The organism is Vibrio sp. YQ_11 (assembly GCF_043103065.1).
In the GTDB taxonomy this organism is placed as follows: domain Bacteria; phylum Pseudomonadota; class Gammaproteobacteria; order Enterobacterales; family Vibrionaceae; genus Vibrio; species Vibrio parahaemolyticus.
Window position 1 is genome coordinate 135886 of record NZ_JBICJM010000050.1, and the last position, 13541, is coordinate 149426.

At 45.2% G+C, this 13541-nt stretch carries 9 protein-coding genes; 7 read left to right on the forward strand and 2 right to left on the reverse strand.

What is annotated here, in order from left to right; genetic code table 11:
* Nucleotides 1-6 precede the first annotated feature (6 nt).
* The gene (locus ACF8EG_RS22340; RefSeq protein ID WP_005459700.1) at nucleotides 7-432 is read right to left on the reverse strand and encodes a universal stress protein; all 426 of its coding nucleotides are present in this window, start codon (nucleotides 430-432) and stop codon (nucleotides 7-9) included.
* 445 nt (nucleotides 433-877) lie between these two features.
* Between ACF8EG_RS22340 and ACF8EG_RS22345 the strand changes: the two genes are divergently transcribed.
* The 7 genes from ACF8EG_RS22345 (at nucleotide 878) to ACF8EG_RS22375 (ending at nucleotide 12725) form a co-directional block, all read left to right on the forward strand.
* Entirely contained in the window at nucleotides 878-2449 is a 1572-nt protein-coding gene (locus ACF8EG_RS22345; RefSeq protein ID WP_069505778.1) for an ATP-binding cassette domain-containing protein, read from the forward strand.
* A 206-nt stretch (nucleotides 2450-2655) separates the two neighbouring features.
* The gene (locus ACF8EG_RS22350; RefSeq protein WP_069505780.1) at nucleotides 2656-4815 is read left to right on the forward strand and encodes a prolyl oligopeptidase family protein; all 2160 of its coding nucleotides are present in this window, start codon (nucleotides 2656-2658) and stop codon (nucleotides 4813-4815) included.
* Nucleotides 4816-5345: 530 nt separating this feature from the next.
* Nucleotides 5346-6137 (forward strand): hypothetical protein, encoded by a 792-nt coding sequence (locus tag ACF8EG_RS22355; RefSeq protein WP_025793868.1) that lies wholly within the window; start codon nucleotides 5346-5348, stop codon nucleotides 6135-6137.
* Nucleotides 6138-6227: 90 nt separating this feature from the next.
* Nucleotides 6228-7370: an efflux RND transporter periplasmic adaptor subunit VmeP gene (gene vmeP, locus ACF8EG_RS22360; protein WP_069505781.1), complete on the forward strand. Its 1143-nt coding sequence runs from the start codon at nucleotides 6228-6230 to the stop codon at nucleotides 7368-7370.
* A 10-nt stretch (nucleotides 7371-7380) separates the two neighbouring features.
* Nucleotides 7381-10521 carry an efflux RND transporter permease subunit VmeQ gene (gene vmeQ, locus ACF8EG_RS22365; RefSeq protein ID WP_069505783.1) on the forward strand — a complete coding sequence of 1047 codons (3141 nt, stop codon included), beginning with the start codon at nucleotides 7381-7383 and terminating at the stop codon, nucleotides 10519-10521.
* Nucleotides 10522-10641: 120 nt separating this feature from the next.
* A complete protein-coding gene (locus ACF8EG_RS22370; RefSeq protein WP_029830146.1) occupies nucleotides 10642-11751 on the forward strand; it encodes an OmpP1/FadL family transporter in 1110 nt (369 codons plus the stop codon).
* Nucleotides 11752-11927: 176 nt separating this feature from the next.
* Entirely contained in the window at nucleotides 11928-12725 is a 798-nt protein-coding gene (locus ACF8EG_RS22375; protein WP_069505785.1) for a hypothetical protein, read from the forward strand.
* A gap of 182 nt (nucleotides 12726-12907) precedes the next feature.
* Here ACF8EG_RS22375 and speG read toward each other — a convergent pair whose 3' ends face one another.
* Nucleotides 12908-13438: a spermidine N1-acetyltransferase gene (gene speG / locus ACF8EG_RS22380; protein ID WP_005488166.1), complete on the reverse strand. Its 531-nt coding sequence runs from the start codon at nucleotides 13436-13438 to the stop codon at nucleotides 12908-12910.
* Nucleotides 13439-13541: the final 103 nt, after the last annotated feature.

Consider the following 13541-nt stretch of genomic DNA (forward strand, 5'->3'; position numbering starts at 1 on the left):
GCCAATTTATTCGTGAATAGGCACCACTAAAATATCAACGGGTGATTTGTTGATTAGGTGTCTTGAGTAAGAAATGATCTTGCTCCAGAAATCTTGGTGGTGACCACAAATCAGCAGATCTACTTCTTGCTCTTTAATGGTGACTTCCAACTTATCAGCTAAATCACCCGTACCTACAAAGAAGTGTTTAAGTGGGTAGTCCATGTAATCACTGAATGTTCTTAAACATTCCATTGAATGCTCATTCAACGGCCTTTGATCCGGGTTCTCTTTAATGTCTACAAGCTCGCGATAGATTTCTCCGTGCGTACCATCAATGTGGATAAAGGAGATATCGGAGTCGAGATAGTTTGCCATTGATACCGCTCTGTCGATAAGCACGGTGCTTTCATCTGACAGTTCGAGTGCAACAAGGATATGTTTGTATTTCATAACCACGCCCTTATGTGGATTATCTTTACCCTAAGCATAGTATGGCTTGGGCAAAAATTGTGTTGATAAGATCTCGAAATTGTTCAAAGTTTTGTTAAAAAGTTAATACGATATAACAACTTGCTGTGAAATTTTCTCTTTGTACTCATTTGGTTAGAAAGCTTGCTTTTTGAACAAAAAAGCCGCTACACTCTGCGCATCATTTCTATAGGAGATTACGCCAACATGAAGAACTAAACCTGTCATCCATATTTTTACTTATTTTTTGGATCTGCAGGGTTAGTAGGCGTAGCTCACTTTCCGATATTTCTTTGCAACAAGACAAATTTTTTATTTGACGTTTATCGTCGAGCTTTACATAAAGCTTAATGCGTTTGTGCACGCGTTTTGTTGCAATCTCAAATCATAGCTACGGCTGTTGTCCCTGTCATACAGGAGGCAAATTATGCCAGTTTTACAAGCTTTTAATGTTAGCCATCAGTTTGATAATGGCGAGACGCTATTCCAGTCTATTTCTTGTTCCATGACTAAACGACGTGTTGGTTTGGTTGGGCGCAATGGCATCGGTAAGTCGCTTTTTGCTTCCATTTTGGCGGGCGAAACTCAGCCTGCCAGCGGTGTTGTGACTTCTCCCTCTTCTTTCATGATGTATCGCCAGCAGCCGTCTGATTTGCTTTCAGGTCAGCAATCGATCGCCCAGTTTCTGGGAACAGACTCGGTCTTGCATGCTTTAAAGCAGATTGAACAAGGTGATGTTTCTGAGCATTGGTTCGAACTGGTTGGCGAACAGTGGGATATTGAACAGAAACTCAAACAGCAGCTTGCTGCGATGGGCTTGCCGCAAGACCCTGATTTCTCTTGTGCTCGGCTCAGTGGTGGTCAGTTGGCGCGTTTGCAGTTATGGCAGTTGTTTGAAAACGAAACGGAGCTTTTGATTCTCGATGAGCCATCCAATCACCTCGATACCGAGGCGAAACAATGGCTGATAGAGTCTATGAGGCATTTCGGTGGCGCGATTTTACTCATCAGTCACGATCGCGAGCTGCTGCGAGAGATGGAGGAAATTTGGGAACTCTCGGGCCTAGGCTTACAAGTTTTTGGTGGAAATTACGATGTGTATGCCGAGCAAAAACGCACTGAGCTACAAGCGGTCGAAAGGCAGTTAGCGCAGGTCGATAAACAGAAAAAACGGTTAGCTGAGCAAGCCCAGAAAAATCGCGAAAAAGCAGACCAACGCGCCGCGCAAGGGAACAAACTGCGCAAAGACGGCAGTCAGCCCAAAATTTTGCTGGATGGAAAAAAGGATAGCGCGACCGCCAGCGCCTCAAATCGCAATAAGAATGAGCAACTCAGACAAGCGCATTTACAAGCCAAAGAACAGGCGTTGCAATCGCGACATGAGCAGCTCAAAGCGCAAAAGCTTTATCTTGCAGATAATCCGAACCGTTCGAGAAAAGTGTTGTCGATACAAGAAGGTATATTGCCTTTTAGGGATTCTACTCCTATCACGTTGCAGATTTTTTCGAACGATAAAGTCCATCTCAAAGGGAAAAATGGATGCGGAAAGTCAACCTTGTTAAAGACGTTGCTTGGCGAGTTGTCGTTGCTGAGTGGTGAGCTGCAAGTGAATACGCCTTTGTATTATCTCGACCAACATTTTGCCGCAGTGAATCCAAATCTTTCGTTACTTGAGAACGTAATAGAGAGCTGCCAAGAGATGACGGAAAGTGAAGCGAGGACCTTATTGGCCGGGATCGGTTTTCGTCGAGATGCTGTGTTTCGATTGGGGCGCCTACTGAGCGGTGGCGAGAAGATGAAGCTCGCAATGCTGATCGTCAGCCATCAACACTCCCAGCCTTTGCTGCTGCTTGATGAACCAGATAATCATCTCGATCTCGAGTCAAAAATAATGCTTAGTCAGGCGTTAAATGTATACAAAGGTGGATTTGTTCTGATTAGTCACGACCAAGATTTCGCTTCTGAGTCTGGGGTTTTGCGCCAAATCGAGCTGACTTAGACGAAAGAGAGTAAACGCCATCGTAGCTCTTCAGTGTTGTTCCCAAGTTCTACACTTCCACTTACTGGTTTGTAGAACTGGCAGGAAATGAGGGAGTTAGGATGGCTTTCACAACTCGTTTAATGAAATTAGATTCATTTTGTCGATATATAGTAGAGTTCTGATGTATTGCACAAAAAGACAACAGAAAAATAAAAAGGAATTTCATGAAAAAGAACACCCTAGCATTCGCAACGGTTCTCGCACTCGGAAGTGTGTTGTCTGTGGCGCATGCAAATGAAGCGGCGCAGTCGTCGGTTGAACAAGTAACCCCGAAAGCCATCACGTATCCAATCACACAAAAAGTGGATGTTGTCGATGACTACTTTGGTACAAAAGTGAGTGATCCTTATCGCTGGTTGGAAGACGATCTCAGCCCAGAAACCGCAGAATGGGTGAAGGCACAAAATGCAGTGACGTTTGATTATCTGTCGAAAATCCCTTACCGCGAGCAGATTGAAGAGCGCATCACTAAGCTCATGGACTACGAAAAGCAAAGCCAACCGTTCAAAGAGGGTAAGTTCACTTATTTCTACAAAAATGACGGGTTACAAAACCAAGATGTGCTTTATCGGCAGTTAGGTGATGGTGAAGCAGAAATTTTTCTCGATCCAAATACTTTTAGTGAGGATGGCACCACATCGTTAGCGGGAGTGAGTTTTTCACGAGACGGTTCGTTGGTTGCATACAGCATTTCGGAAGGCGGTAGCGATTGGCGCAAAGTCATTGTGTTAGACACAGAAACCAAAAAGCCCGTCGGTGAAACGCTGGTGGATATTAAGTTCAGCGGCATCAGTTGGCTCGGCAATCAAGGCTTCTATTACTCAAGTTATGACAAGCCACAGGGGAGTGAACTCTCCGCGAAGACAGATCAACACAAGCTCTACTTTCATAAACTTGGAACGAAGCAAAGTGAAGACCAGCTGATTTTCGGCGGCTTTGAGGAAGAGAAATACCGTTATGTTGGCGGCTATACGTCGGATGATGAACGCTACTTGTTTATCTCAGCCAGCGTATCGACATCGGGTAACAAACTGTTCTTTAAAGATCTGAGTAAGCCAAACAGTCCGCTTAAAACCATTTTAGATAACACCAGTTCTGATACTTGGGTGATAGACAACCAAGGCACGAAGCTGTACTTGGTTACGAACCTTAACGCGCCGAACAAACGCGTCGTGACGGTGGATGCGAGTCAGCCGCAGCCCAAAAACTGGAAAGATTTGATTCCTGAAACAAAGAATGTGTTACGCGTTTCTACCGCGGGTGGCAATTTGTTTGCGAGTTATATTGTTGATGCGATCTCGATGGTGAAGCAATACGACATGAACGGCAAACTCATTCGAGAAATCAAATTGCCTGATATTGGCAGTGCATACGGTTTCTCGGGTAAAAAAGAAGAAACCGAAGTCTACTATTCTTTCACCAACTACAAGATGCCAAGCACTACGTATCGTCTGAACATCAAAGATGGTGATAGCGAGGTGTACTACAAATCTAAAGCGCCATTTGATCCAGCTTTGTATGAATCTCGCCAAGTGTTTTACACCTCAAAAGACGGAACAAAAGTGCCGATGATCATCACCTATAAAAAAGGGACACCGATGGACGGCAGTGCACCAACCATCCTATATGGTTATGGTGGTTTCAACATCAGCCTCACACCATCTTTTAGCCCGACACGTGCGGCTTGGCTGGAGCTTGGTGGTGTTTACGCGGTAGCGAACATTCGTGGCGGTGGAGAGTATGGTAAAGAGTGGCACAACGCTGGCATTCAAATGCAAAAGCAAAATGTGTTTGATGACTTTATTGCGGCGGCTGAATTCCTAATCGATGAAAAGGTAACGTCATCAAACAAGTTAGCCATTAACGGTGGATCGAATGGTGGCTTGTTAGTGGGGGCAGTTATGACACAACGTCCAGAGCTGTTTAAAGTGGCGCTGCCAGCCGTCGGCGTACTGGATATGCTGCGTTATCATACTTTTACCGCAGGTGCTGGTTGGGCGTATGACTACGGTACGGCAGAGCAAAGTAAAGAGATGTTCCAGTATCTCAAAGATTATTCGCCAGTGCACAATGTAAAAGCGGGGGTGGAATACCCAGCAACATTGATTACAACGGGTGATCATGATGATCGTGTTGTTCCTGCTCACTCTTATAAATTTGCTGCTGAGTTGCAGTCAAAACAGGCGGGTTCAAATCCGACCTTGATTCGCATCGAAACCAATGCAGGGCATGGTGCTGGCACACCAACGCGTAAAATAATTGAGACAAATGCAGATATTTATAGCTTTGCACTGTTCAATATGGGGATAGAGAAACTTCAATAGTGCGAATCGTTTGCGTTTTTAGTTAACGAAATGCATTGGTGCTTTTGCACTCGAAAATAAAAGGGAATCACAGAGTGTGATTTCCTTTCAATTTATTGTGGAGTAACTATTCTAAATTGACCGCAAGGCTAATTAAATTAAGGTATTTGCAATTTATTACAACTCTCTTCTTTACCTGAAGAGTAATATACGATAAAAATAAAACTTGATCGCGATCACCTAACACCATTGCACTCCTTATTTATATGGTAAATTTAATTAATCATTTGTTCTAATGATAATTGAATTTTCATAAGTTTTAATATTCCCTTCTTCGTAAAGCTTACCAAATTTCAAGTTATATAAGATATAAGTAGCAGTGATTGAACTTTTACGACGCTTTATTTTATTTTAATTAAAGCGTCTAATGTTTCGTCATTATTAAATTTGCTTTGATAATTTATATTATCCAAAGCGAGTTGTATTGTTTGCTATTTATGATGACCTTATGACGTGAATAATTTTATAATCATTAAAATGGATACAGTTTTATGAATTTAGTGAAACCGTCTGTTGTTATCATGGCAGCAGCCCTTCAACTCGCGTCTTCTGCTTATGCTCAGACAAATAATGACGAAGAACTACAAGATATGTCTGACCCACTTGCGGTTTACACCCAAGCGGGCTTTGGTATTACTGATAAAGGCGCGAACATCAAAATTGGTCAAACTTACCAATCTAGCCAGCCTGGCACCATGGCGATGAACATCATCGAAATGAAAGGCATTGGTGGTGAGCTATTTGGCATTCGCGACAATGACGATCCAATGTATGCCAATGTTGATGACAGCATTGACTCTTTCCGACTACGTAATTTCCAAGTAGAAGTCGCAAAAGGTCTAGGCCGTCAATTGGATGTAAACTACGATGTTGATAACGATAAATTAGATGCATCTTATAGCTTTATTCAAGGCCTACCTAAGTTTGGCATGTTGCAGTTATTTCCTTTAGCTGGTGCGGGTGTCACTATTGCTAATGATTTTAGTGGTGATGACAAAGGTTATGAAATTCCAGGTACTTTCACCGTTGTCGGTATGTACTCAAAAATTGAATTAACCGATAAAATCTGGATTAACTACAACCCAATGTATATGCATACATTGTCAGGGTCTAGTCAATATAAAGATACTTATTACGCAGGTGAAGATAATATCTTAACTCACGAGTTTGCGTTGTCTTATCAAATTAATCCTCGCACAAATATTCGTTACTTTGCAAACTGGAATGAGCACGTTAATTTCGGTGATGGTGATCACCGTATCGAATTTAACTACCAATTCTAACTCCCTCGTTTATTTCCAGAATAGAAAGTGTGTTTATCCATATATTTAAATATTTAGGCTAGGGCACTTTCTACATAAAGTAGGTTTGTCATGAAAGCCAAATATAAATTTGCGTTGGTATCTATTGCTATATCTTCTGCATTACTATCAGGATGCAAAACTGGCGATATCGCAACGAAAACTGCCCAAGCACCCTCTGTTGAAACCGTTACCCTAACCGAAACAAAAATCACTCCTTATCATACTTTTATCGGTCGAACTGAAGCGGTAAATGACGTTGATATTATGCCTCGAGTCGGTGGCGAATTAACCGCGATTCATTTTAAAGATGGCGATATGGTCGAAAAAGGCCAATTGCTGTTTGAAATCGACGACCGTCCTTACAAAGCGGCACTGGCGTATGCAAAAGCATCGTTGCAAAAAGCAAAAGCACAACTCGTTCAAACTACGCGTGATGCAGAACGTGTGAAGAAACTCATCAAAGATAAAAGCATCAGTGAGCAGCAATACGATGACGCCATTGCTGCGCACGCCGCAGCGATTGCTTCGGTAGAAGAGGCGAAAGCGACGCTGGTTTCAGCAAGGCTCGATCTTGAATTTAGCTCTGTGCGTGCTCCTTTCTCTGGCCGCGTGGGTTTCAGCAACTTCCGAGTGGGTGACCGTATTTCGAAAATTCAACTCGTTCCTCTTGTTTCGATTACTCAAATCGACCCAATTCGCTTTGGCTTTGATGTGGATGAGAAGCTCTACCGCCGAGTAAGAAGTGCCATTGATGTGGCTCATCGTAACGATGACAAACTGGATGTTGATTTAACACTGACGCTTTCAGACGGTTCATTGTACCCGCTTGATGGCAAGATCTACGCCGTTGGCAACAAGATCGATTTAGAAACAGGCTCAATTCGAGCAGAAGCACAATTCGATAATCCAACTTACGCGCTTATGCCGGGTGAATATGGCAACTTGACCATCAAGCTGCGCAACAAAACCATTGATGGTTTGCTTATCCCATCGGCGGCTGTTCAGCAAGACCAAGCGGGTGACTACGTCATGGTGGTTGGTGATGATCACGTGGTGTCTCGTCGTAACGTTGAACTCGGTCAGACCTACGGTGTGAAACGTGCTATGCTGACTGGCTTGGCGGCTAACGAAAAAGTCATCGTGAATGGTCTACAAAAAGTGCGTCCGGGTGCAACGGTGAAAGACGTTGAACTGCAGAGTGAACAAGGCTGAGTGAGTACTGATGTTAAGTAAATTTTTCATTCACCGGCCGAAGTTTGCTTTGGTGATCTCACTGGCGATGACATTGATGGGTATGATCGCCCTGAAAGTCTTGCCAATTTCTGAGTATCCTCAAATCTCTCCAACGGTAATTACAGTGAGCACCATGTATCCGGGTGCCAACGCGGACGTGGTTAAAAAGACGGTCGCACAACCGATAGAGGCCAAAGTAAACGGCGTTGAGGACATGATATATATGTCTTCTGTGATTGGTAACGATGGTTCATACACACTGCGCGTCTACTTCCGAGTGGGCGCAGATGGCGATATGGCGCAGGTTCGCGTAAACAACTTGGTTGCACAGGCAACATCCTCTCTTCCACAAGAAGTAAACCAAATCGGCGTAACGGTTAAGAAGAAGTCTTCCGACATGTTAGGCGTTATCACGCTGCGCTCTCCTAAACAGTCTTACGACAGCATCTACCTCTCTAACTACGCGGATCTCAACATTATTGAACGTCTAAAGCGTATTGAAGGTATGAGTGACATTACGCTGCTCGGTAAGAAAGACTACTCAATGCGTATTTGGTTGAACCCAAATAAATTGGCGACCTTGAAGCTCTCTGCCAGTGATGTTATCGGCGCGATTAAAACGCAAAACATCCAGGTAGCGGCAGGTAAGATCGGTGGTATGCCAGCACCGGGTGATCAGCAATATCAATATGTTCTGCAAACCAAAGGCCGACTTGCTTCTGCTGAAGAGTTCGAGAACATCATCATCCGTGCGAGCAAGAAAGGTTCTTTGATTCGCTTGAAAGATGTGGCTCGCGTGGAAGTTGGTGCGCAAGGTTATGAAGCTGATGGTCGTATGAATAACGCACCCGCTGCCGTTTTAGCCTTGTATCAGTTGCCGACAGCAAACGCGCTTGACGTGATGGAACGCGTGAAAGAGGCCATGAAAGAGTACGAGAAATCGTTCCCAGAAGATTTGGTCTACGACATCGCGTATGACTCGACCGAATACGTAGAAACATCGATTGATGAAGTGTACGAGACACTGGTGATTGCGGTACTTCTTGTAACCTTCGTTGTGTACGTTTTCTTGCAGAACTGGCGAGCGACCATCATTCCAACCTTAGCGATTCCGGTTTCCATCATTGCGACGTTCGCAATCATGGGCGTGATGGGCATGACCATTAACACGATCTCGTTGTTTGGCTTGATCCTCGCCATCGGTATCGTGGTGGACGATGCGATCATCGTGGTGGAGAACGTGGAGCGGGTTATCCATGAAGAGCATTTAGACCCGATTCCGGCCACGATCCAAGCTATGAAAGAAGTGACGGGGCCAGTATTGGCAACAACGCTTATTTTGTTGGCGGTATTCGTACCGGTTGCGCTATTGCCGGGTATTTCTGGTCGAATGTTCAACCAGTTCGCGGTCACCATCTGTGTGTCGGTGCTGATCTCTGCAATCAACGCATTAACGTTAACGCCAGCGCTTTGTGCGCTGATGTTGAAATCTACTCACTCGCAACCTATTGCGCCTTTGCGTGCGTTTAACCGAGGTTTTGAAGCAATAACGCGCAAATACCAAGGTTTAGTTGGCTTCTTGAGCCGTCGTATTGTGCTGAGTATCGGTGTGTATGGCGCGCTTATTGCGGTGCTGGCATTTGCGTTCATGACCGTACCTTCTTCTTTCGTACCAAACGAAGATAAAGGCGTGTTCATGGTCGAAATGCGTTTGCCAGACGCAGCAGCATTGCAGCGCACTGCACCATTAATGAAGAAGTACGTTGATGAGCTAAAACAGATGGAAGGTGTGGAGAACGTGGTTTCGGTTGCGGGCTTCTCGGTAATTAACATGGCGTCGATTCCAAACTCGGGCATGTTGATCATCAAACTGGATAACTGGAGCAAACGTAAAGACCCTGAGTTACACCAACGCGCATTGATGAATAAAGTTAACCAAATGCTGAACTCAACGCCAGATGCCGCTTCGTTCGTTTTCGCGACGCCGGCAATCAAAGGCATGGGGGCGGTGGATGGTTTCAACCTTGTGTTGCAAGACAACTTGGGCCGCTCTCCACAAGAGTTGGCAAAAACAACCGCTGATTTTGTTGCCCAAATCAACCAACTGCCAGAAGTGGCGCGTGCGTTCTCGATTTTCCGTGCGAACATTCCGCAACGTTACATCGATATTGATCGCGATAAAGCGATTTCGATGGGCGTACCGTTGAATGAAATCTTCAGTACACTGCAAGCACAGTTGGGCGGTGCCTACATTTCTGACTTCAACTTGTTTGGTCGTTCGTACCAAGTGAAAGTGCAAGCAGAAGAGCAATACCGTGACAACATCGACGACATCGACCATCTGTTTGTTCGCTCAAGCTCTGGAAAAATGGTGTCACTGGCAACGCTAGTGAAAGTGAAGCCGATCTTCGGTCCTGATACCTTGTCGAACTACAACATGTTCAGTTCTGCAACCGTGAACGGTGCGCCAGCGCCAGGTTACAGCTCGGGTGATGTTGTAAAAGCCATTGAAAAACTGGCTGCGGAATCTTTGCCAAGTGGTTACTCGTACGAGTGGTCAGGCATGACTTACCAAGAGATGAAAGCAGGCAACATGGCGCCAATCGCGTTCGCATTGTCTTTGCTGTTCACCTACTTGTTCTTGGTGGCTCAGTACGAAAGTTGGACCATTCCTGCTGCGGTAATGATGGCGGTTCCAGTCGCGATTCTCGGCGCAATGGGCACGCTACTGCTGGTGGGACAACCGTTCGATTTGTACGTGCAGATTGGTGTGGTCATCTTGATTGGTATGTCCGCCAAAGTGGCGATTCTTATCGTGGAATTTGCCAAAGTTCTGCGAGAAGAAAAGGGCTTATCCATCATTGATGCTGCCAAAGAAGCTGCTCGAATCCGTTTCCGTGCAGTACAGATGACTGCGTTCGCCTTCATCTGGGGGGTATTCCCGTTGGTGATTGCATCGGGTGCCGGTGCGGAATCTCGTCACTCACTGGGCTTTGCGGTATTCGGCGGCATGATTCTCTCTACGTTTGTAGGCGCGTTATTGACGCCAGTGTTCTTCGTGATGATGCAATCTCTGCGCGAGAAGTTTAAGCGAAACAAACCCACTGAAGTTGAGGTGAGCGAGCAATAACGCTGATTTCAACTGACTGACTCCACAACACCCCCACGCTGTGTGCGATTGGCCAATGCCTTTCATTGATATACAACCACCGTCGCAGCGTGGGTTTTCTCAAACAACAATAGGTTTAGTATGAAAAATCTTTCAAAAATCGTCGTAGCGAGCTCTCTACTGACGTGTGCTGTTGCGCAAGCGGGTGGGTTATACCTTTACGAAACCACAGCATCGGATATTGGTTTGGCATCCGCTGGTATGGCGGCTCGTGCGCAAGATGCCTCAGTAATGGCAGCAAACCCGGCTGGTCTGGCGAATGTTTCTGGTAAATCTTTCTCTGGTAACCTGATTGGCCTTTACGGTGACGCGCAACTAGACACGATGACTGGCGATGCGGGCAACGTGATTGGTTTTGTTCCTATGGCGTCGGCATTTTACAGCCAACAAGTGAACGACAAATGGACGCTGGGTATTGGTTTGTATGGCAACTACGGCCTTGGCCTAGAGTACGAAGGTCTTTTGGATAATCATTTAGATATTCCTACAGCAACGACGCAAGCCTTAACCATTCAACCTTCCGCTTCTTACCGCATCAATGATCACTGGTCTGTGGGTGCGGCGCTTGGCATTCAGTACGGTATGTATGAAGTGGAAACGAAGGGAGCCTTGAACTTCAATGACGAAGACCAAGATACTCAGCTCAACGGCCGAGTAGGTGTGCTTTATGAGGCAACACCAGGCACGCGTCTTGGTCTGTCTTACTCTTCTGAAACCGAATTTGAATTCGACAAGAGTAACTCCATTGCTCCGCAACAACTGATCTTCAGTGCTTACCACGAAGTGAATGATGACCTAGCGGTGATGTGGAACGTGAACTGGCAAGACTGGAGCGAATACACAACCACGCTTAAGGCTGCAGATTTGGTCGATGTAGAGACACAAGACACTTACCAAATCGCATTGGGTACTCAGTACAAACTGAATGAAAAAATGATGTGGAATGCAGGCTTTGCATTCGATACCAGCATGTATGAAAGCCAATCAAACGGTGACATTACCGTTCCTACTGGCAAGGCGTACCGCATTGGTACAGGCATTGATTACAAATTGGATTCAGAAAACTCAATTGGTTTCGCGTTTGAAGCGGTCTTGATGGAGTCTTCAGAAACAGAAACGCCACGCTTACAAGCTGGCTTTGATGAGCCTGCTCTGTACTTCATGAGCATGAGCTACAACTGGAAAAACTAATCATTCCTAATCGCTAAAACGCCTTCCTTACAGGCCATTCTACCCTAACTACCTGCACTGGATTCTGTTATGCCATCTAAGGTAGTTAGGGCGCTTCTGTCACATCCAGTGAGTGATGATTCAAAAAGTATCTGCGCAGCTAAGTGCGGGTATTCAACATCTCAAAGGACTAAAAAATGAAAAACAAACTAGCGTTAGTGTGTACGACTTTGTTGGTCAGTACGCTGGCTCATGGTGCCGAGCATCGAGTAAAAGACAATAAAAACAAGTTGGCGGATGACCCAACAAAAGTCATCACGAAATTTGGCGCGTCGTACGCAAACAACTACGATTTTGATGATCAAAACATCTCATTCTCGGGCTCACTTGCGCTTGACCAAGCGCGCAAAATCAACCTGCGTATCAATGATGATGCGAGCGAGTGGCGTATTGGTGGCTCGTGGTTGTTTCCGGTCGGTATCGTGAACTTCAACTTTGGTAAAAATGAATACGTAAACGGCGCGGATCAAACCAACTACAGCGTTGGTACCTTTATGCCGCTAAGTTATTTCGGGATTGAGCCAGCAGGCTTCCAAATTTTCCCAATGGCAGGCTATACGTACAACACTGGTGATGTTCCTGTTTGTGACGGTGCAGCAGGCAGCCACTGTAGCGAGCCTAACTTTACGGGCACGCCAAGTGCAGAGAATGGCTTCAATATGATGAGTTCTTCAGGCAGCAGCGGTTACGTTGGTGCATTTGCGCTGAAATCGTTTACCAAAGAACTGACGTTAATCAGCTTCGCAGCAGGCACTTACGGCTCAGAAAACAGTGAAGGAGAGAACTACAAAGGCTTCTTTGGTGGTATCGGCCTTGGTTACCTTGTGAACAAACGCCACTCCTTTAACGTAATGACGTTTGTCATGGACAACAACACCTATCTGGATGAAGCAGACAAGCGTGTTGCGGTATCGTATCAATATCAATTTGAATAATGGAAACACAGCGCTAATGCGTTTGTGACGTCCAGTCCGTCAACACAAGCTAGCCTGTGATTCGAGCGTGTCACTGACATTATTTCAGCCCTTGCTCAGCGATGAATACTGAGGAAATTCTCAAGCAGTAATGCGAGAGATAGTACAGCATGAATTCACGCCAGTGATAACGTTCAATCGGCTTACGATTGTTCTTCAATACTCTTCTGGTATTGATGTTTCAAAACGTACATGCGCTTCACGTCACGATAGCTGCCATTAATGAAGTACTCTTCGATAAGATGGCCTTCCTCAATAAAGCCGCACTTTTTATACAGATGGATGGCAACTTCGTTCTCAACCGCAACCAATAGGTAGATTTTGCGTAAGTTAAGGATGGAGAAAGAGTAATCCAATGCGCGATGAATCATTTCCATCGCATAACCACGGCCTTGATGGTCTGGCGCGATGATGATTTGAAATTCCGCACTGCGGTGGATGTAGTTGATTTCAATCAGCTCCACCAAACCAATCAAAATGCCGTCAGCGTCTTCAACGACAAAGCGTCGTTCTGCGTCATCGTGAATGTGTTTGCGGTAAAGTTCTTCGAGCTCGTCATAGGACTCGTAAGGTTCTTCAAACCAGTAGGCCATGATATTGCGATTGTTGTTGAGTTCGTGGATAAAACGCAAATCAGAGCGTTCTAATGCACGCATTTTTAGGCCTTTTTTCATCCTGCTTCTCCAATGAGTGGGAGGGGAAATCCTCCCCGGTTGATGCTAGAAAATCTTAACGTATCTCAGGGAAAACACCTCGCATATTTTCATCAACTTTGTC

Coding starts and splice junctions, on each gene's coding strand:
- ACF8EG_RS22340 (WP_005459700.1), bottom strand. CDS start 432: ATGAAATACAAACATATCCTTGTTGCACTCGAACTGTCAGATGAAAGC.
- ACF8EG_RS22345 (WP_069505778.1), top strand. CDS start 878: ATGCCAGTTTTACAAGCTTTTAATGTTAGCCATCAGTTTGATAATGGC.
- ACF8EG_RS22350 (WP_069505780.1), top strand. CDS start 2,656: ATGAAAAAGAACACCCTAGCATTCGCAACGGTTCTCGCACTCGGAAGT.
- ACF8EG_RS22355 (WP_025793868.1), top strand. CDS start 5,346: ATGAATTTAGTGAAACCGTCTGTTGTTATCATGGCAGCAGCCCTTCAA.
- vmeP (WP_069505781.1), top strand. CDS start 6,228: ATGAAAGCCAAATATAAATTTGCGTTGGTATCTATTGCTATATCTTCT.
- vmeQ (WP_069505783.1), top strand. CDS start 7,381: ATGTTAAGTAAATTTTTCATTCACCGGCCGAAGTTTGCTTTGGTGATC.
- ACF8EG_RS22370 (WP_029830146.1), top strand. CDS start 10,642: ATGAAAAATCTTTCAAAAATCGTCGTAGCGAGCTCTCTACTGACGTGT.
- ACF8EG_RS22375 (WP_069505785.1), top strand. CDS start 11,928: ATGAAAAACAAACTAGCGTTAGTGTGTACGACTTTGTTGGTCAGTACG.
- speG (WP_005488166.1), bottom strand. CDS start 13,438: ATGAAAAAAGGCCTAAAAATGCGTGCATTAGAACGCTCTGATTTGCGT.